Genomic DNA, 19102 nt, shown 5'->3' with positions numbered 1-19102 from the left:
TCGCTCCCGACCGTAGACGTGACCGTAATATCCGTTCTGTGTGGGTTCCGTCTGGGTAGAACGGTAAGAGAGTCCCCCTGAGGGAGGCTGATTCGATGCCGTGGCTTGCATGGCTGCTCGCCGCCGCGGCGCTCGGCGTCGCGGAGTTCTTCACCCTGACGCTCGTCTTCGGGCTGTTCGCGGGTGCCGCGTTGGTCGCCGCGGTGGTCGCCGGTGTGGGCGTCGGCCTTCTCGGGCAGCTCGTGGCGCTCGGCGTGACGGCGGCGGTGGGCCTCCTCCTCATCCGTCCGGTCGCGCTCCGGCAGATGGCACAGGTGCCCCTCACGCGTGAGGGGAGCGATGCGTTGATCGGCAAGCGGGCCGAGGTCATGCAGGAGGTCACCGCGAGTCACGGCCTGATCAAGCTCTCCGGTGAGGAATGGTCGGCTCGCGCGCTCGACGAAAGCCTCGTGATCCCGGTGGGAGCGCTGGTGGACGTCATGGAGATCGAAGGCGCCACAGCCCTCGTCTACCCCCGCGAACTGCTTCCGTGAACGGCTGAACACGTCCCCAGGGAGGGATTGTGGACCCCGTGGTCATCCCGATTCTCGTGGCGGCGATCGTCGTCGTCTTCCTCCTGGCCGCCACGGTACGCATCGTCCCGCAGGCGCGCCGGTACAACATCGAGCGGTTCGGCCGGTACCGGCGGACGCTGCAACCCGGCCTGAACTTCGTCGTGCCGGTGGCGGACCGCGTCAACACCAAACTCGACGTGCGCGAGCAGGTGTACTCGTCCGCGCCCAAGCCGGTGATCACCGAGGACAACCTCGTGGTGAACATCGACACCGTTCTCTACTACCAGATCACCGACCCGCGAGCGGCGGCCTACGAGGTCGCCGACTATCTGCACGCCATCGATCAGCTCACCGTCACCACGCTGCGCAACGTCATCGGCTCGATGGACCTGGAGGAGACGCTCACCTCACGCGAGGAGATCAACGCCCGCCTCCGCGCCGTCCTCGACGACGCGACCGGCAAGTGGGGCATCCGGGTCAACCGCGTCGAGATCAAGGCGATCGATCCACCGAACACCATCAAAGAGGCGATGGAGAAGCAGATGCGGGCCGAGCGCGACAAGCGCGCGGCCATCCTGCACGCCGAAGGTGAGCGGCAGGCCAAGATCCTCACCGCGGAGGGTACGAAGCAGAAGGACATCCTGGAAGCGCAGGGCACGCAGCAGGCCATGATCCTCCGCGCGGACGGCGAGGCGAAGGCGGTGGAGCGGGTCTTCCAGGCCGTCCATCGCAACAACGCCGACCCGAAGATCCTCGCCTACAAGTACCTCGAGACTCTCCCGCACCTGGCGAAGAGCGAGAACAACACGTTCTGGGTGATCCCGGGCGAGCTGACCGAGGCCGTTCGCGCCGTGACCGGCGCCTTCGGTGACCGGTCGACGATGGGTCTGCCCGATGCGGCCTCGCGCGGGGGAGCGGCCGCGGCCGATCCCGATGCCCCCACCGACTCCGCGCCGGACGACGGCGGCGCGCAGGAGCTGGCCGCGGCCTCGCCGCTGTCGTTGGACGCCGCGGCGGCCGCCGACGAGGTGGCGAAGCAGGCCGACGCCGTGGTGAACGACGCGAAGGCCGAGGCCGCGAAAGTCACCCAGGCGCCGGGACGGGGGCAGACGACCGGCGAATGAGCCGACGAGTGACGCGCGGGGCGAGCCGAACGCGGAAGCGGGAGCGCGGCCTCGCGTCCGGCGGCGGGTTGACACTGATCGACTCCGTCGTGGCCCGTGACGCATGAGGTGCGGTGCGCGTGAGTGAGCCCCCGGCAGGGCGTGCCGGGGCTTGCCGCGTACCGGTCCCAGCTGTCCTGGTCGGCGAGGACCATCTCGACGACGTCACAGCCCAGGGCACCGAACTGTTCGAGCAGTTCCGGCAGCGGCGGCAGGTCGTCCTTGCGGGCCGGAAGACGGTGTTGATGTCCACCCCCGGTGCCGGTCACACCGTGGTCCCGGGCCCACGTGCGCAGCATCTCGCCCTGCCGGCACGCCCCTCACTCCCTCGCCGGGGGAGCCGTCCGCGCGAAGTGGCGGGCGGTGGGGACGAGAGCCGCCGCGCACGGGACGAGGAAGCAGGCGGCGGCGCACACGGCCAGTACCGGCGTGACGCCGAACGCCGCCATGGCACGGGCGATCAGGGCGAGGCCGACCGGTGCCAGGCCGTAGGAGACCAGGAAGTCCAGCGAGGAGACGCGGGCCAGCTTGTCCGGGGCGACTTCGCGCTGGGTGGCCGTGAACCAGGGCACGTTGAACAGCTCGATCCCGACGCCGGCGACGGCGTACGCGGCGACGACCACGACCGGGTGCACGGGCAGCGTCAGGCTCAGCGGCGCGACACCGTACGCGGCCAGTCCGGCGAAGGCCGCCCAGCCCTGGGAACGGGGGCGCCATCGGGCGATGACCAGGGCCCCGCCGAGCGCGCCCACGGTGTAGGCGGTCATGGCCGAGGCCAGGACCCACGCGGAGCCGTAGTGATCACGGCTGATCAGCGGCAGCGCGACGCTGGTGGCGGAGTAGCCGAGCGCGATGACCGCGACGAGCGCGCCGAGCCCGGCGAGGAACCAGGGGTGACGGCGTGCCTCGCGTATCCCCTCCAGGAACTCGACGCGGAAGCCGGCGCGGTCGGCGGGCCCGGCGGCCGGATCAGCGGTCGGATCACCGCCCGGCACTGTCCCCCTGGCCGGCACGAGCGCGGCGACCAGCCAGAGCAGGCCGATGCCGAGCAGCAGGGCCCAGACGTCGAGGAAGGCCGCGAGAAGTGCCGTCAGGGCGGGGCCCGCGAGCGTGGAACTGCGTACGGCCATCGTCATGGCGGCGTTGGCCTGCTGACGGCTGTCCGGGGCGACGGTCTCGGCGGTGAGCGCCTGGAACGCAGGGCGGCAGGCGCCCTGTCCGGCGCCCGCGAGAGCCGCGGCGGCCGCCATCAGCAGCAGAGAGCGGCCCAGTCCGGCGGCGAGGAGGGGCGAGGCGACCGCTGCCGCGAGGGCCGACCAGAGGACGACGGCGCGGCGCGAGTGCCGGTCGGCCAGCACGCCGCCGACGGAGACGGCGACGAGGAATCCGGCGGTACGCGCGGCGAGGGCCAGGCCGAGACCGGCTCCGTCCAGGTCGCGGTGCAGGACGGCGAGACCGAGGACGAAGGGCAGGGCCCAGGTCGCGAGCCCGGACGCGGTCGTTCCGGCCCAGAGGCGCAGGAACGCGGTGTCCCGCAGGACCGAACGAGGGGGTGGGGTGTCGGCTTCGGCCGCCACCGGCGTGGGTGTGGTCGCCACGGTGAGGTTGCTCCTTGGGGGAGGGGTCGGGAAGGGGGTGCGATGCCGTCGTCTGTCGTCGTCGGGCGCCGGAGCCGTGCGGGCTCAGGAGCGCGTCGCGGCCGGCGCGGGCGCCGGTGAGCGGTTCCACCGCATCCGGGACCAGGGGAGGGCGAGTTCGGCCTGGGTGGTCACCGGCCGGGGCGCGAGGTCTTCGATGCGGGCGGCTTCCGCGTGCCGGGCGAAGACCGTGTCCACGTACCGGTGGCCGGTGTCGGCGGCGATGAAGACCACGGTCCGCCGAGGGGACCGGTCGCGTTCCCAGCGGGCGGCGAGGTAGCCGGCGCCCGTGGACAGTCCGGCGAAGACGGCGTGGCGTCGCAGCAGGTCCGTACTGCCGGCGAGGGCCGCCTCGAAGGCCACCCAGTGGAGGGTGTCGTACAGCTCGTGGCGGACGTTGGCGAAGGGGATGGAGCTGCCGATGCCGGCGATGATGATCTCCGGGTCGGCGACGTGCTCGCTGCCGAACGTGACGCTTCCGTACGGCTGTACGCCGACGAGTTCCACGCCGGGCGAGTCCTCCCGCAGGTAGCGGGCGAGCGCCCCGGTGGAGGCACCCGACCCCACCCCGCCGACGAGGGTGAGCTCCTCCGCACCGGTCGCCTCGCGGATACGGCGGGCGATGGAGCGGTAGCCGAGGTAGTGGATGTCGTCGTGGTACTGCCGCATCCAGTGGTGGTCGGGGTGTTCGGCGAGGATCTCGTGGACGCGGGCGACCCGCCGCTTCTGATCGAGTTTGAGGTCGCTGCACGGCTCCATCTGTTCGAGCGTCGCGCCGAGCACGGCGAGCTGGGTCCGCAGCGTCCGGTCGACGGTCGTGGAGCCGACGATGTGACAGCGCAGACCGTGGCGGTGGCAGGCCAGGGCGAGGGCGTAGGCGTAGATGCCGCTGGAGCTGTCCAGCAGCGTGTCGCCGCGGCGGACGGTTCCGGCGTCGAGCAGGTGACGGACGGCGGCCAGTGCGGAGACGACCTTCATCGTCTCGAAGCGCAGGCAGATGAGCCGGTCGTCGAGGCGTATCAGGTCCGGCCGGCCGATCGCGTCGGCGATGTGCTGGTCCATGCGGAGACTCCGTGGTGGTGAGGAAGGGTCGTGAAGGTCCGGGTGGTGGGGACGCCTGTGCTCTCCAGAGCGCGTACGCAGCCCGCCACGCGGCTCGCCAGGCGCGCGTCGGCGGGGTCGAAGAGCAGTCCGGCGACCGCCCCGCTGTGCGCGATCTGCACCCCCACCGCCCCGACGGCTTCGGCGATGTCCGTGAGGGCGTCGAACTCGGCGTGTCCCAGGCGCTGCTGTCCTCGGCGCGCGCTGGCGGTGGCGACCGCGCCGAGGAGCGCGACGTCGCCGGTGACCACGGCGCGCCGCAGGAGCGCCCGCAGCCGCTCGTAGGCCCGGACGTCCTCGTCGTCGTGGACCGGGACGGGCAGCGACAGGGTGTCCACGGGCGCGCCGCCGCCGAGGACACAGCCCACCACGACGACCGGCGGCAGGGCCGGGCCGAGGACTTCCAGGACGCGCCCCTCCCGCTGGGCGAAGAGCACGGGACGGCCGTCGAGCATCAACGGGTCGCAGGCCAGCTCGGCCCGCACCGCGAGACGGGCGATCGTCTCGGACGGCAGCCGCAGCGAGAAGGAGTCCGCGACAGCGCGCACGACGGCGATGACGTCGCTGGTGGAGCTGCCCATGCCGAGGCCGACGGGGATGCCACCGGTGAGCCGCACCTGACCTCCGCACGGTGCCTCCCCGCACAGGGGAGCGCATTCCGCGAGGGCGAGGGCCGCCGCACGCCGTGCCTTCGTACGGTCCGCGGGGAAGACCGAGAGCTCTTCGGGCGGGCTGCCCGGACGGCGTACGAACTCGGCGCGGCTGCCCGGTCCGCTCATGGGCAGGGTGACCAGGCCCGCGCACCGGTGTCCGCGGTCGTCGAGGAAGACCCCTTGCAGGATCTCGCCGTGGTGGCAGGAGGCGTACGCGGTGCCGGTGAGGACGGCACCGGCACCGGGTACGGCCGGGCGAGCGGCCGGGATCATGTGCCGCTCACCGTCCGGTAGCGGTACAGGGTGGTCGGTTCGGCGCTGAACTGGGAGAACGGAAACGGTTCGGCGGACAGCGCGGTGACGCCGGCCCCGAGGAAGGCGCGGGTCACGGCGCTGCCGCTCTGGGCGTAGACGACCAGGGGGATGCCCCGGGCGCGGCAGCGGTCGAGGATCGTGTCGAACGAGCCGTTGCCGAGAGTCATCCCGGTGGCGACGACGGCATCGGCGCGGTCCAGGACGTCGTTCATGTCGTCGGTGACCGGATCGCCCCACTGGGTGGTCCGCAGGTTGAAGTCGCAGGGCAGGGGGACGCCGCCGCGCTCCCGGATCGCGGCGACCAGCGGGTTGACGACGCCGATGAGGCCCACGGTCGCGCCCTCCCCGATGTCCAGCAGTCCGGCGATGGCGGCGTCCCGGGCCCTGGCACGGACCTCCGGCGGGCCGGCCGGAAGGGTGACCGGCTCGGCCTCCCCGGCATCCGCCGCCGCGCGGTGCGGCCGCGCCTCGGCGAGGTAGGCGTCCAGAGCGGCGATGCGCAGCGGTCGGGGAGCGTCGCGCAGCAGGACGTCGAGAGGGACGCCGGAGGAGTCCCGGCAGACGGCCGGGTCGATCTCACCGGCCTCGAAGGCGCAGCCGCCGAACGAGCCGCCGAGGCGCACGAGCACGTACTGGTTGAGATAGGTGGTGTCGCCGCCGGCCAGCCGGGTCCCGTGGTGGATCCAGAAGACGCTGGTCGCGACGAGCGCGGAGGGCGGCGGGCCGTACTCCCCCCGGAGTACGGCGGTCGCCAGGGCGTCGACGCTCCGGGCGGCGGCGGTGTTCGTCGTGGTGTTCACAAGGCTCCTTGGTGCTGGGTGAGGGGAAGGCGGGAGGGGGACAGCGGCCCGCGGTAGGCGACCGTGAGGTTGCCGAGGGCGTCGGCGGCGAGCTCGGCGTCCACCTCGAAGACGGCGGCGAGCCGTTCGGGGTCGAGGACGTGGGCGGGGGAGCCGTCGGCGACCAGGCGCCCCCGGTGCATCAGCAGCAGCCGGTCGCAGTACCGCGCGGCCAGGGAGAGGTCGTGCGCCGCGACCAGGACCGTCTGATCGGTGGCGGACAGCAGTTCCATGAGCTCCAGCTGATGCTTGATGTCGAGGTGGTTGGTCGGCTCGTCGAGCAGCAGGCAGTACGGCTGTTGGGCCAGCGCGCGGGCGATGTGGGCGCGCTGCCGTTCGCCGCCCGACAGCGCCTTCCAGGGCCGGTCCGCGAGAGCGGTGAGCCCGACACGGTCCAGTGCGGCGACGACGACGGCCCTGTCCTGGGCATCCGGTCCGCGCCAGCGGCTCCGGTAGGCGGTCCGTCCGAGCCCCACGAGGTCGGCGACGCGCAGATCGCTGTCGGACCCCGAGTCCTGCTCGACGAAGGCGACATGACGGGCGATCCGGCGCGCGCCCCAGTCCCGTACCGGCTCCCCGTCGTAGCGGACCGTGCCCGCGTCCGGAACGCGCAGCCCCGCGAGACAGCGCAGCAGCGACGACTTGCCCGACCCGTTGGGGCCGAGCAGCCCGACGGTCTCGCCCGGGACGATGTCCAGGCTCACGTCGCGGACGACGGTCGTACCCGCCACCGACCAGCTCAGCCGTTCGGCGGTGATCCTCACAGCTCACCTCGCCTGCGCAGGACGAGAAGGAACAGCGGTACGCCGAGCAGGGCGGTGATCACGCCCACCGGCACCTCCCGGGGAGCGAAGGCGAACCGCGCCAGCGCGTCCGTCCACACCAGGAACACCGCGCCCGAGAGCGCCGCGTAGGGCAGCAGCACCCGGTGCAACGGCCCGATCAGGAACCGGACTCCGTGCGGCACGATCAGCCCGACGAATCCGATGGCACCGACCGTGGCCACCGCCACCGACGTCAGCACGGCGGTCACCACGAGCAGCAGCAGCCGGACCTGCCGTACGCCGATGCCCAGGGACGCGGCGGTGTCGGCGCCGAACGCCAGCCCGTCGAGGGCGTGCGAGCAGAGCCACGCCACCGCGAGCCCGACGGGCGCGACGATCGCGCAGACCACGACGGCGTCCCAGCGCGCCGGGGCCATCGAACCGAGCAGCCAGTGGGTGACCGCGCGGGTGGTGTCCGCGTCGGCGGAGGCCATCAGGATCAGCGACGTCAGCGCGGTGAAGAGCTGGCCGACGACGACGCCCGTGAGGACGATCCGCGCCGAGTCGAGACCGGTCCGGCGCAGCAGGACCAGCAGCAGGCCGAAGGAGAGCAGCGCGCCGGTCAGGGCGCCGCCGGTGACCCCGAGCGTGCTCGCGCCGACGCCGAGCACGACGACGGCGACGGCGCCGGTCGACGCCCCCGAGGACACCCCGAGCAGGTACGGGTCGGCGAGGGCGTTACGGGTGACCGCCTGCAGCACCGTGCCGCACACGGCGAGCGAGGCACCGACCAGGGCCGCCAGCAGCACACGGGGGAACCGCAGATCCCAGACGAGCGAGTCCACCAGTGGCGGCAACGGCTCGACACCCAGACCGAGGCGGGTGCCGAGCACCCTGGCGAGGTCGGCCCATCCCACCGCGGTGGTGCCGATCCGTACCGACGCCGCCACGGACACGACGAGCACGGCCGCGGCGACGAGGAACAGCCCCGCCTGCGTCGGCGCGGACCGGCCCGCCCGGGGCGGAGGCACGGTCGCGGCGACCGGTGGTGGCGCCGCCCCGCGCGCCGCGGGACGGAGCAGATCCACCGGTCCCGGCCGGACGGCCGGGTCAGCGGGCATGGCCGAGGTCCTTCATACCGGCCGCCAGCAGGCTCAGCGCGTGCACGGAGCGGACGGACGGGTCGAGTTCGATGCCCGGAACCTCGATGATCTTGTTGCTGCGCACCGCCGTCAGCCGGGAGACGACCGGGTGCCCGGCCATCGTGGCGCGCTTCTCTCCGGCGCTGTCGCCGGGCCGGCCGCGCTCGGAGAGGTCGCCGATCACGATGAAGTCCGGGTCGCGCTCGGCGACTTCCTCCCAGGAGACCTCCGGCCAGTCCTCCCGCACGTCGTCGAAGGCGTTCTTCGCGCCGACGATCCGGCTCATCTCGCTGGGGAGGCCGGTCCCGCCCGCCACGTAGGGCATGCCGTTGAAGACGGAGTAGAGGTAGACGACCGTCGGCCGGTCCGCGCCCCGGGGGACCCCGGCCGCGGTCTCGCCGGCCTTGGCGACCGCGGCGCGCTGGTCGGCGGCGAGCCGGCCGGCCCGCTGCTCGGCGCCGAAGATCTTGCCCAACGTCTCGTAGTCGGAGAAGAGCAGCTCGAAGGGGGTCCGGCCGGCCGGGTTCTGCCGGGGGCAGTCCACGGCGCTGACGAAGGTGGGCACCTTGAGCGCGCCGAGCTCCTCGCGGGTGCCGGCGCGGTCCTTGGTGAAGAGGTCCGTGGACCCGGCGACGACGAGGTCCGGGGTGGCGGCGCGCAGTTGCTCGCCGGTGGCGATCTTGGGGGCGAGGACGGGGACGCCGGCGTAGGCGGCCTGGTACTGCGGCGGGATCTTCGTCTTCAGGTTCGCCGTCCCGGCCATGCGGTCCTGGAGGCCGAGCTCCAGCAGGGTCTCGGTCGATGTCTGGTCCAGGGCCACGGCCCGCCGGGGCGGCTCGTCGAAGGAGAGCCGCTCTCCGCAGCTGGTGACGGCCGTCGGCTCGGCCGCTGCCGGGCGGGCGGCCTTGTCGGCGGCGGGGGAGCCGCCGGTGGCCGCCGAGCAGCCTGTGGTCGCCGCGGCGAGAGCGGTGGCGAGGGCGATGCCGAGGCGGGCGGGGTGGCGCATGGGTTCTCCGGTCTGCGGTCGGTGGGAGCGCACGGTGTCGTGCACGGGGCGGGAGTGCCGCGTTCGGAGAGTACTGTAATGGTAATCGTTTTCAATAAACTACCCCGGGGTGCCGACCGGTCGATGCGGATGGGGGCGCCGCGGGTTGATCGGTCGTCATCGACGTTCGATGATCACGGGGTTCGAGACCGTGGATTTCTCTCAGAGGCAGGAGCGGTGGTGGCGGCGATGCGGGCGGTTCCGCTGGTGGGCGGTGCGGTGGAGCTACGGGGGGCGCTGGACCTGGAGGTCACGGAAACGGGGGTGATGCCGCGCCGTCTGCCCGCGTGGACCACGGAGCAGTACCAGGACCCGACGGTCCACGGCGTGAGCGTGATGCCGTCGGGCGTGCGCCTGGTGTTCCGCACCGACGCGCGTGTCCTGGAGTTCGAGGTGCTCACCTTCACGGGGCAGCTCGACACCGACCCCGGACCCCGTCCGACGGGCATGCTGGACCTGCTGGTGAACGGCGTCCTGATGGAGCGTCGGCAGGCGCCCCTGGGCAACGTGCTGCGCATGGCGGGCCCCGGGGCCGCGCAGCGACTGGTTCCGGGCGAGCCCGGGACCGTGCGGTTCACCGGGCTACCGGCCGGCATGAAGAGCGTCGAGCTGTGGCTGCCCCAGCAGACCCCCACGGAACTGGTGGCGCTGCGCGCCGACGGTGACGTACTACCGCCGCTGCCGGACGGCCGGCGCCGCTGGGTCCATCACGGCAGTTCGATCAGCCACTGCATCGAGGCCGAGGGGCCGACCGACACCTGGCCGGTGGTGGCGGCCGCGCTCGGCGGAGTGGAGGTGATCAACCTCAGCCAGGCGGGCAACGCGATGCTGGACCCCTATGTCGCCCGGACGATCCGCGACATGCCCGCGGACCTGATCAGTCTCAAGGTGGGCATCAACATCGTGAGCCTCGCCGCCTTCCGGCTGCGGACGTTCGGCCCGGCGGTGCACGGATTCCTGGACACGATCCGGGACGGGCACCCGGACACCCCGCTCCTGCTGACGTCCCCGGTGAGCTGTCCGGCACTCGAAGAGGCTCCCGGCCCGACCGCGACGGGCCGGGACGGGAAGATCACCGCCCTGGGAGACCCGTCGGAAGTGGCTCGGGGCGCGTTGTCGCTGGCGGTGGTCCGCGCGGAGCTGGAAAGGATCGTGACGGCCCGGCGGAAACGCGACCCCCACCTCCACCATCTCGACGGCCGCGAGCTGCTTGGCCCCGACGAGACGGACGATCTGGCCGACGGCCTTCACCCCACCGCCCCGGCATACCGCCGCATGGGCAGAAGGTTCGCCGCCCTTGCCTTCGCGGACGGCGGCCCCTTCCATTGACCGAAGAGGGCGCCCCGCGCGCGTACTTGCGTACGCGCGGGGCGCCCCCTCCGCCGTTCGTTCGGCCGGAGCGTCAGCTCCCCTCGGTCTCGAAGGCGCGCAGCAGATCGGCGGCGACGCTCACCGCGATCGTCGCGGGCTCCTTGCCCGTGATGTCGGTCAGCCCGATCGGGGTCTTGATCCGGTCGATGGTCGCCTCGTCGTGTCCGCCCTCGTTGGCGAGGAGGGCGCGGAACCGGCCCCACTTGGCCGTCGAGCCGATCAGCCCGATCGAGCCGAGATGGGCCGTGCGCAGGGCGGTGTCGCACAGAGCGGCGTCCTCGGCGTGATCATGGGTCATGATCAGGACGTGGGTGCCGCGCGGCAACTCCGCCAGCACCTCCTCCGGCAGCAGCGGCGTGTGATGCACATGCACCTGCGCCACCGCGTCCGCCAGCACGTCCAGCCGCTCCTCGGTCAGGATGTCCGACCGGGTGTCGATCAGGTGCAGGTCGAGGTCCTGTCGTGCCAGGATGCGCGCCAGCTCCAGGCCGACGTGCCCGACGCCGAAGATCGCCACGGCCCTTACCACCGGCAGCGGTTCGAGCAGTACGGAGACCGTGCCGCCGCAGCACTGCACGCCGTGCCGGTTGGTCACCTTGTCGTTCAGGGCGAAATCGATCAGCTCCGGCTCCGGTCGGTCCGCGACGATCACCTCCCGGGCCCGATCGATCGCCACGGCCTCGACGTTGCCGCCACCGATCGATCCCCAGGTCTCGTTCTGGCCGACGACGAGCTTCGCGCCGGCGTTGCGCGGGGCGTGGCCGCGCACGGTCGCGACGGTCACCAGCACGCCGGACTCCCGACGTGCCCGCAACCGTGCGACCGCGGCGACCCACGTCATGTCAGGCACCGCTCAGCACTTCTGCGTCGGTCCGGCCCCGGCCGTCGGCCCGCCCGACCCCGGCATGACCGGAGGTGGCGTGACCGGGGGTGGCGTTGCCGTCTCCGGCGTCGCCAGGGGTGGCAGCGCCGGGGCGGGTGTCGCCGGTCGGGGAGCCGTCGCCCCGGCGGGCAGCCTGGATCGCCCAGTACACCGCCTCCGGCGTCGCCGGCGACGCCAACTCGACGCTGCGGCCGCTCGGTCCGAAGGAGGCGGCGGCCTGCCGCAGCGCTTCGCGTACCGAGAACGCCAGCATCAGCGGAGGCTCGCCCACCGCCTTGGAGCCGTAGACCGCGCCCTCCTCGGAGACGTTCTGCAACAGCGTGACGTGGAACTCCTCGGGCATCTCCGAGAAGCTCGGCAGCTTGTAGGTGCTCGCGGCCTGGGTCAGCAGCCGGCCGCGGTTCGGCCCGTCGCCGGCGTCCCAGCGCATGTCCTCCAGGGTCAGCCAGCCCGCGCCCTGCACGAAGCCGCCCTCGACCTGACCGATGTCGATCATCGGGGACAGGCTGTCGCCGACGTCGTGCACGATGTCCACCCGCCGGATCCGGTACGCGCCGGTGAAACCGTCCACCTCGACCTCGGCCGCGGCGGCGCCGTGGGCGAAGTACTTGAACGGTGTGCCCCGGAACGACTTGGCGTCCCAGTGCAGACCCTCGGTCCGGTAGAAACCGGCCGCCGACAGCTGGACCCGCTGGAAGTACGCCGTGCGCACCAGGTCGTCCCAGGCCAGCTCCCTGTCGCTGCCCAACGTACGCGCGACGCCCTCGACGATGCGCACGTCCGACGCCGGCGCACCCAGCTGGGTGCCGGCCACCTCCAATAGCCGTCCGCGCAGCTGCTCGCAGGCGTTCTTCACCGCCGCGCCGTTGAGATCCGCACCGGCACTGGCGGCGGTGGCGGAGGTGTTGGGCACCTTGTCGGTACGCGTGGGGGCCAGCCGCACCTTGTGCGGCGGGATGCCCAGCGTGGTCGCGGCCACCTGCAGCATCTTGGTGTGCAGGCCCTGCCCCATCTCGGTGCCGCCGTGGTTGATCAGGACCGAGCCGTCCTTGTAGATCAGTACCAGCGCGCCGCCCTGGTTGAAGGCGGTGAGGTTGAACGAGATGCCGAACTTGAGGCCGGTGATCGCCAGGGCCCGCTTGGTGTGCGGGTGCGCGGCGTTGAAGGCGGCGATCTGCCGCTGCCGGTCGACGACGCCGGCGTTCTCCTTGACCTGCTCCCAGACGGCGGAGATCCGCTCCGGCTGCACGACCTGCTGCCCGTACGGCGTCGACTGACCCCGCCGGTAGAAGTTCCGTTCCCGCAACTCCGTCGGATCCAGGCCGAGCAGGGGCGCGCACCGGCCCATGATGTCCTCGATCACCAGCATGCCCTGGGGTCCTCCGAAGCCGCGGAAGGCGGTGTTGGAGACCTTGTTGGTCTTGGCGATGCGACCGTCGATCCGCGCGTTGGGGATCCAGTAGGTGTTGTCGATGTGGCACAGCGCACGCGCCACCACCGGCTCGGACAGGTCCAGGCTCCAGCCGCCGTCCGCGGTCAGGGTGGCGGCGAGGGCCCGGATCCGGCCGTCGGCGTCGAAACCGATCTTCCACGCGGCGTGGAACCCGTGCCGCTTGCCGGACATGGTCAGGTCCTGGGTCCGGTTGAGCCGCACCCGGACGGGCCGGCCGGTCAGCTTGGCGCCGAGCGCGGCGACAGCCGCGAACCCGTGCGGCTGCATCTCCTTGCCGCCGAACCCGCCACCCATCCGCAGGCACTGCACCGTCACCTCGTGGCTGTGCAGACCGAGGACGTGAGCGACGATCTCCTGGGTCTCGGACGGGTGTTGGGTGCTGCTCTGGACGAACACCTGCTCGGCCTCGTCGACATACGCCAGCGCCGCGTGGGTCTCCAGATAGAAGTGCTCCTGATCGGAGAACTGGAACTCGCCGGTGAACACGTGCGCGGAGTCCGCGAACCCGGCGTCGACGTCACCGGTCAGCATCACGGGCCGGGCGCCGTGGAAGCTGCCGGCGTCGATGGCCTCCCGCAGCGTGATCACCGAGGGCTTCTCGTCGAGCTCCACCTCGACGGCCGCCGCACCGAGCCGGGCCGCCTCCAGGGTCTCGCCGAGCACCCAGGCGACCGCGTGGCCGTAGAACATGACCTCGTCGGGGAAGAGCGGTTCGTCATGCTTCATCCCGGCATCGTTGACGCCGGGCACATCGGCGCCGGTCAGCACGCGGACCACCCCGGGCACGGCGAGCGCGGGCTCGGTGCGCAGCGCGGTGATCCGGCCGTGGGCCTTCATGACCTGGACCGGGTGGGCGTGCAGCACGGACTTGGTCCGATGGACCAGGTCGTCGGTGTAGAGCGCGGTGCCGGTCACGTGCTGGGTGGCGCTCTCGTGCGGCATCGAGACGCCGACGACGGGCTTCTCGGGGCGCTCGGACAGCTGGCTCATGAGGAAACCGCCTCGGTTGTCTGCGCGTACAGCTTCAGCAGGCTCTGACCGAGCATCGCGGAGCGGTAGGCGGCGCTGGCACGGTGATCGTTCATCGGCGTGCCCTCGGCCTGGAGCAGCAGCGCCGCCGTCTCGACGGTCTCGGCCGCCCATGACCGGCCCTCCAGGGCCGCCTCGGTGGAGAGGGCGCGGATCGGGGTGGCGGCCACGCCGCCCAGGCCGATCCGCGCCTTACGGACGATTCCGCCCTCGATGTCGAGCGCGAACGCGACCGCCACGCTGGAGATGTCGTCGAAGCGGCGCTTGGCGATCTTGTGGAAGGCCGTGACCGGCGACAGCGGCAGGGGGACGCGCACCGCGCGGATCAGCTCGCCGGGACGGCGCACGCTCTGCCGGTAGCCGGTGAAGTAGTCCGCCAGCGGAACCTCGCGTTCCCCGTCGGCGTCGGCGAGGACCACCGATGCCTCCAGCGCGAGCAGCACCGGCGGGCTGTCGCCGATGGGGGAGCCGGTCCCCAGATTGCCGCCGAGGGTCGCTCCGTTGCGGATGAGCCGCGAGGCGAACTGCGGGAACAGCTCCGCCAGCAGCGGGACGTGGCCGTCGAGGCGGCCTTCGATCTCGGTGAGTGTCAGCGCCGCCCCGATCTCGACGGAGTCGTCCGCGACGCGCAGCTCCCGCAGTTCGGGGAGTCGGTCGACGGCGACCACACAATCCGCCCGGCGGGAGCGGATGTTCACCTCCACGCCCCAGTCGGTGGAACCGGCGACCACGACCGCGTCGGGCCGCTCGCGCAGCAGCCGCAGCGTCTCGTCCAGGGTGCTCTTCCGCAGGAACACGCTGTCGTCCTGCGCGTAGGAGGTGGCGACCGGCGCGGGCGGCGCCTGCTCGCGACGCTGCGCGAGCGGGTCGGTGTCGGTGGGCGCCCCGACGGCGAACGCGGCGTCGCGAATCGGGCGGTAGCCGGTGCAGCGGCACAGGTTCCCGCTCAGCGCGTGGAGGTCGAAGCCGTTCGGGCCGTGCTCGGCGTCGACGTCGGTGACATCGGTCGAGTCCGCCTCCGAGGTGGGGTGGGCGCAGCGGTCGGGCCGGTAGTACTCGGCGGCCATGCTGCAGACGAACCCCGGTGTGCAGTAACCGCATTGGGAGCCGCCACGCACCGCCATCTCCTCCTGCACCGGGTGCAGGACGGGTGGCGTTCCGGGCCCGGAAGCGGTGGCGAGCCCTTCGGAGGTGATGATCTCCTGACCGTCGAGTGCCGCGGCCGGGACCAGGCAGGCGTTGACCGCCACCCAGTCGGTGGGCTTGGTCACCCCGGGGCGCGCCACCAGGACCGAACAGGCGCCGCACTCACCCTCCGCGCAGCCCTCCTTGGTCCCGGTGAGGCCACGCTCGCGCAGGAGATCGAGCACGGTGGTGTGGGGCGAGGCCGGTGAGATCGGGGTTTCTGTCCCGTTGACCGTGATCCGCGGCGCTACCACGACAGGCCCTCGTTTCGGTGCGCGACGGGTCGATTCATCATGTTCGCCAATTTCGGGCAGCTTTCTGTGTTCAGACGCGCCACGGGGGAGGAGTGGGCGCAAAACGGCACGCGGCAGGAGGGCGTGCCAGGAGGCGGTGAAAGAAGACCTGGAATGTGCCACGGACGGGCACATCAGAAACGGCGCGGTCAGCAGCCGTGCGCGATACGACCCGGAATCCAGACCGTGCTGTGGGCGAGGCGACTCAGGTCGGAGCTGGTGTACATCCGCTGGTCGCCTCCTCCGGTCGTCATGGGTCGATGTGGACCGCAAGGTAGTTGCTTGCGGTCCCGTGGGTCAAGAGGCCGTCTCACTCGTGGGTCAGGAGGCCGTCTCAGTGGAGGCAGAGGCAGAACGGGTGGCCGGCGGGGTCCGCGTAGACGCGCCAGTTGGCCTCAGGGCGGAGCTGGTCGGTCCGTTCCAGCACGGTCGCGCCGAGGGCGAGCGCGCGCTTCTCGTCCGCCTCGATGTCGTCCACGTCGAAGTCGAGGTGCAGCTGCTGCGGGCTCTCCTGGCCGGGCCACGCGGGCGGGCGGTAGCCCTCCACCCGCTGACATGCCAGCGGCGTCCCCTCGAACCCGCGTACCTCGACCCAGTCGGGCTCGTCCGGGTCGGCGACCACGTGGCCGCCGAGCAGCTCCGCGTAGAACTCGGCGAGACGAACAGGGTCGGCGCAGTCCAAGGCGACCGCCTGTAGCTTCCGAATCACTCCCAGCACCTCGTTCCCGGGTGGTTCCCGCGCTTCGCACGGGAAGACGTACCCCGATCCGTCGCGGGCATGCGGGGGCGGTCGATGTGCCCCGCCCTGTGGCCTGTGGGAAAATCGAACTCCCACAGGTGCGCACGTGTACCTTCCGCACGGACAGGCAGGTCGGCTCATGGCCGGGAATCCGAAGTCCGAGAATCCGAAGTCCTCCGGGCGCTCGCGCGGCGAACCGAGCCGCGACGGCATGGAGGGGCAGCACGGATGGTCCCCCGACGTGGACGAGACCCGGCAGCAGGACAATCCCAGCGCCTCGCGTTCCTTCAACCCGGAGAAGCACGCCCCCTCGCGCGGCAAGGGGCGGAAGGTCAGCGAGGAAGAGACCGGGAGCGTCCCGGGCGACACCGTGCGCAGCGAGGCGACCGGCGGAGAGGAGCGGGGGCGCTCGTCGCAGAAGGGCATGGAGGACACCGGCCGCAAGGGTCGGTCCCAGCGCCCGAGCGGCACGAAGGACGACGAGGCGTTCACAGGCGTGAACCCTGACGACGACTCCTCCGGCCCGCGCCCGGGCTGACGCGGCGCGCGCGGGAGCTGTTCCGAGCCCGACCGCGGCGGCCCGGGACGCCGGGCCCCGGGCGCGGCCGCCCGGACCGGGACGCCGGGCCCCGGGCGCGGCCATCCGGACTGGGACGCCGGACCCCGGGCGCGGCCATCCGGACCGGGACGCCGGACCACGGGCGCGGTGGATGCCCGATGACGTCGACGCTCTGCTCACGGCGGGCGACGGCGACCCGGCGCCCGTAAAGTCGTACCCATGCCGGACCTCACGCTCGACCAGGTCGAGGCGATCGCCCGCGAAGGTCACGCCCGACAACGGGACGAGACGGGACGGCCCTACCTGGAGCACGTCCAGGCCGTGGCCGACGGTGTCAGGACGCGCGGAGGCTCCGACGAACAGATCGCCGCGGCCTGGTTGCACGACACGATCGAGAACGACGTGCTCTCCCGCGAGTGGCTGGTGACCGCCGCGCTCCCGCAGCCCGTGAAGGCCCTGGTGGACGCCTTGACCAAGCGCCCGGACGAGAGCGACGAGTCGTACACACAACGCATCCTCGCCACACCGGGCGCCCGCCTCATCAAGGAGGCGGACCTCGCCCACAACGCCGACCCCGCCCGGCTCGCGCTGCTCGACGAACCGACCCGTGCCCGGCTGGGGGAGAAGTACGCGACGCTGCGACGGCTGCTCGGCCTCCAGGAGCGCTGAGGATCGCGCTCCGCCCGCGCCGCGGGTCGGTCGCCGGAGGCCCAGGACCGGTCCGTGGCGGCCGTCCCGCGCGCGTGCGGCTCGGCCGTTCGGCGGACAGACATTGTTCGCAATCGGAATCCCGGGGAAGAGGTTCCGCGTCGATCGTCGTCGAGAACGTGCGCAGAGGAGTGAAGGCCGTGGATGGGACCGCGCCACCGGGCGAGGACTTCGCCTCCGTCGTCTCGCTCCAGGTCAACGGGGCGACACACACGCTGTCGGTCGACAACCGCACGACCCTCCTCGACACGCTGCGCGAGCATCTGGATCTCACCGGTGCGAAGAAGGGCTGCGACCACGGTCAGTGCGGGGCGTGCACCGTCCTGGTCGGCGGGCGGCGGGCCAACAGCTGTCTTCTCCTCGCCGTCGCCTGCGACGGCGAGCCCATCACCACCGTGGAAGGTCTGGTCGACGGCGACCGGCTCCACCCCGTCGTCGAGGCGTTCGTCGCCCGGGACGCCCTGCAGTGCGGGTACTGCACCCCGGGGCAGATCTGCTCCGCCCTGGGCATGTTCGAAGAGGCCGCCCACGGCCACCCCTCGCACGTGACACCGCCGCCGTCCGGCCGCGACGACGGCCCCGCCCGACTCACACCACCGGAGATCCGGGAACGCATGAGCGGCAACATCTGCCGGTGCGGCGCCTACCCGAACATCGTGGACGCCATCGAGGAGGCGGCGCCGTGAAGCCCTTCACGTATCTCCGTGCCGAACGGCCGGAGGAGGCGCTCGCCGCCCTCACGGAGCACCCCCGGGCCCAGTTCCTCGCCGGCGGCACCAACCTGGTCGACCTGATGAAGCTCGGGGTCACCGCCCCGCCGTTCCTCGTCGACATCAGCCGGCTCCCCCTGGACGGCATCGAGGAGACAGCCGAGGGCGGGCTCCGGATCGGGGCCACCGCGCGCAACACCGAGCTGGCCGCCCACCCCGGCGTCCGCGGCCGTTGGACCGCCCTGTCCCAGGCCCTCCTCGCCGGCGCGTCGCCGCAGGTCCGCAACACGGCGACCACCGGGGGCAATCTGCTCCAGCGCACCCGCTGCCCGTACTTCCAGGACACCTCCAAGCCCTGCAACAAGCGCGAACCCGGCACCGGCTGCCCGGCCCGCGAGGGCGCGCACCGCGACCTCGCGGTGCTCGGTCACTCGACCCACTGCGTCGCCACCCACCCCTCGGACATGGCCGTCGCGCTGGCGGCGTACGACGCGGAGATCCACCTGCTCGGGCCCGACGGCACGCGCACCGTACCGATCACCGACTTCCACCGGCTCCCGGGCGACCACCCCGAGGACGACACCGTCATCCGATCCGGTGAACTCATCACCGCGGTCGTCCTGCCGCCGCCTACCCCCGGAACCCACAGCGCCTACCGCAAGGCCCGCGACCGCGCCTCGTTCGCCTTCGCCCTCGCCTCGGTCGCCGCCGTCCTCCGCGTCGAGAACGGCGTCGTGCGGGATGTCGCCCTCGCCTTCGGCGGGCTCGCGCACAAACCCTGGCGTGCCCACACCGCGGAGAGCATGCTCACCGGCGCGCCCGCCACCGAGGAGACGTTCGCGCGGGCGGCCGAGGCGGAACTCGCCGCGGCCGAACCGCTGCGCGACAACGCCTTCAAGGTGTCCCTCGCCCGCAACCTCGCCGTCAGCGTGCTGAACGACCTCGCGTCCCGTGCCTGA

At 72.3% G+C, this 19102-nt stretch carries 18 protein-coding genes; 7 read left to right on the top strand and 11 right to left on the bottom strand.

The features are described 5' to 3' along the window. Positions 1 to 95 precede the first annotated feature (95 nt). Both ACIPPS_RS08330 and ACIPPS_RS08325 read left to right on the top strand, forming a co-directional pair. The gene (locus tag ACIPPS_RS08330) at positions 96 to 533 is read left to right on the top strand and encodes an NfeD family protein (protein ID WP_401428374.1); all 438 of its coding nucleotides are present in this window, start codon (positions 96 to 98) and stop codon (positions 531 to 533) included. Positions 534 to 562: 29 nt separating this feature from the next. Continuing rightward, entirely contained in the window at positions 563 to 1678 is a 1116-nt protein-coding gene (locus tag ACIPPS_RS08325) for an SPFH domain-containing protein (RefSeq protein ID WP_401428372.1), read from the top strand. Positions 1679 to 2037: 359 nt separating this feature from the next. On the opposite strand, the gene ACIPPS_RS08320 is transcribed toward ACIPPS_RS08325, so the two are convergent. The 7 genes from ACIPPS_RS08320 to ACIPPS_RS08290 form a co-directional block, all read right to left on the bottom strand. Then, a complete protein-coding gene (locus ACIPPS_RS08320) occupies positions 2038 to 3315 on the bottom strand; it encodes an MFS transporter (protein WP_401428370.1) in 1278 nt (425 codons plus the stop codon). Positions 3316 to 3399: 84 nt separating this feature from the next. Next, a complete protein-coding gene (locus ACIPPS_RS08315) occupies positions 3400 to 4416 on the bottom strand; it encodes a pyridoxal-phosphate dependent enzyme (protein ID WP_401428368.1) in 1017 nt (338 codons plus the stop codon). Continuing rightward, entirely contained in the window at positions 4374 to 5381 is a 1008-nt protein-coding gene (locus ACIPPS_RS08310; RefSeq protein WP_401428366.1) for a GHMP kinase, read from the bottom strand. Before ACIPPS_RS08310 ends, ACIPPS_RS08315 begins: the two co-directional genes overlap by 43 nt. Continuing rightward, the gene (locus ACIPPS_RS08305; protein WP_401428363.1) at positions 5378 to 6223 is read right to left on the bottom strand and encodes a Rossmann-like domain-containing protein; all 846 of its coding nucleotides are present in this window, start codon (positions 6221 to 6223) and stop codon (positions 5378 to 5380) included. The genes ACIPPS_RS08310 and ACIPPS_RS08305 overlap by 4 nt, the downstream gene beginning before the upstream one ends. Next, complete coding sequence (locus tag ACIPPS_RS08300; protein WP_401428361.1) at positions 6220 to 7026, bottom strand: ABC transporter ATP-binding protein; 807 nt, start codon at positions 7024 to 7026, stop codon at positions 6220 to 6222. Before ACIPPS_RS08300 ends, ACIPPS_RS08305 begins: the two co-directional genes overlap by 4 nt. Next, a complete protein-coding gene (locus tag ACIPPS_RS08295; protein WP_401428359.1) occupies positions 7023 to 8147 on the bottom strand; it encodes a FecCD family ABC transporter permease in 1125 nt (374 codons plus the stop codon). The genes ACIPPS_RS08300 and ACIPPS_RS08295 overlap by 4 nt, the downstream gene beginning before the upstream one ends. Further along, positions 8137 to 9174, bottom strand: a complete 1038-nt coding sequence (locus tag ACIPPS_RS08290; protein WP_401428356.1) for an ABC transporter substrate-binding protein — start codon at positions 9172 to 9174, stop codon at positions 8137 to 8139. The genes ACIPPS_RS08295 and ACIPPS_RS08290 overlap by 11 nt, the downstream gene beginning before the upstream one ends. Positions 9175 to 9402: 228 nt before the next feature. Here ACIPPS_RS08290 and ACIPPS_RS08285 point away from each other — a divergent pair, with 228 nt between their 5' ends. Then, positions 9403 to 10542, top strand: a complete 1140-nt coding sequence (locus ACIPPS_RS08285; protein WP_401429537.1) for a lipase — start codon at positions 9403 to 9405, stop codon at positions 10540 to 10542. Between the two features lie 73 nt (positions 10543 to 10615). Here ACIPPS_RS08285 and xdhC read toward each other — a convergent pair whose 3' ends face one another. The 4 genes from xdhC to ACIPPS_RS08265 all read right to left on the bottom strand — a co-directional run bounded on the left by xdhC (position 10616) and on the right by ACIPPS_RS08265 (position 16136). After that, the gene (xdhC, locus tag ACIPPS_RS08280) at positions 10616 to 11425 is read right to left on the bottom strand and encodes a xanthine dehydrogenase accessory protein XdhC (protein ID WP_401429535.1); all 810 of its coding nucleotides are present in this window, start codon (positions 11423 to 11425) and stop codon (positions 10616 to 10618) included. Position 11426: 1 nt separating this feature from the next. Next, the gene (gene xdhB, locus ACIPPS_RS08275; protein ID WP_401428353.1) at positions 11427 to 13910 is read right to left on the bottom strand and encodes a xanthine dehydrogenase molybdopterin binding subunit; all 2484 of its coding nucleotides are present in this window, start codon (positions 13908 to 13910) and stop codon (positions 11427 to 11429) included. Further along, entirely contained in the window at positions 13907 to 15388 is a 1482-nt protein-coding gene (locus tag ACIPPS_RS08270) for a xanthine dehydrogenase small subunit (protein ID WP_401428351.1), read from the bottom strand. Before ACIPPS_RS08270 ends, xdhB begins: the two co-directional genes overlap by 4 nt. A 373-nt stretch (positions 15389 to 15761) precedes the next feature. Beyond that, positions 15762 to 16136 carry a VOC family protein gene (locus ACIPPS_RS08265; RefSeq protein ID WP_401428349.1) on the bottom strand — a complete coding sequence of 125 codons (375 nt, stop codon included), beginning with the start codon at positions 16134 to 16136 and terminating at the stop codon, positions 15762 to 15764. A 169-nt stretch (positions 16137 to 16305) separates the two neighbouring features. On the opposite strand from ACIPPS_RS08265, the gene ACIPPS_RS08260 reads away from it, so the two are divergent. From ACIPPS_RS08260 to ACIPPS_RS08245, 4 genes are all read left to right on the top strand, one after another. Further along, positions 16306 to 16704 (top strand): hypothetical protein, encoded by a 399-nt coding sequence (locus ACIPPS_RS08260; protein ID WP_401428346.1) that lies wholly within the window; start codon positions 16306 to 16308, stop codon positions 16702 to 16704. A gap of 240 nt (positions 16705 to 16944) precedes the next feature. Further along, positions 16945 to 17394 carry an HD domain-containing protein gene (locus ACIPPS_RS08255; protein WP_401428344.1) on the top strand — a complete coding sequence of 150 codons (450 nt, stop codon included), beginning with the start codon at positions 16945 to 16947 and terminating at the stop codon, positions 17392 to 17394. A gap of 179 nt (positions 17395 to 17573) precedes the next feature. Continuing rightward, positions 17574 to 18119 (top strand): 2Fe-2S iron-sulfur cluster-binding protein, encoded by a 546-nt coding sequence (locus ACIPPS_RS08250; protein ID WP_401428342.1) that lies wholly within the window; start codon positions 17574 to 17576, stop codon positions 18117 to 18119. Next, positions 18116 to 19102, top strand: a complete 987-nt coding sequence (locus ACIPPS_RS08245) for an FAD binding domain-containing protein (RefSeq protein WP_401428339.1) — start codon at positions 18116 to 18118, stop codon at positions 19100 to 19102. The genes ACIPPS_RS08250 and ACIPPS_RS08245 overlap by 4 nt, the downstream gene beginning before the upstream one ends.

It is taken from the genome of Streptomyces sp. NPDC090127 (assembly GCF_044746945.1).
GTDB lineage: Bacteria > Actinomycetota > Actinomycetes > Streptomycetales > Streptomycetaceae > Streptomyces.
Note: the sequence above shows the minus strand (reverse complement) of the source record. Positions and strands in the feature narration are given on the sequence as shown.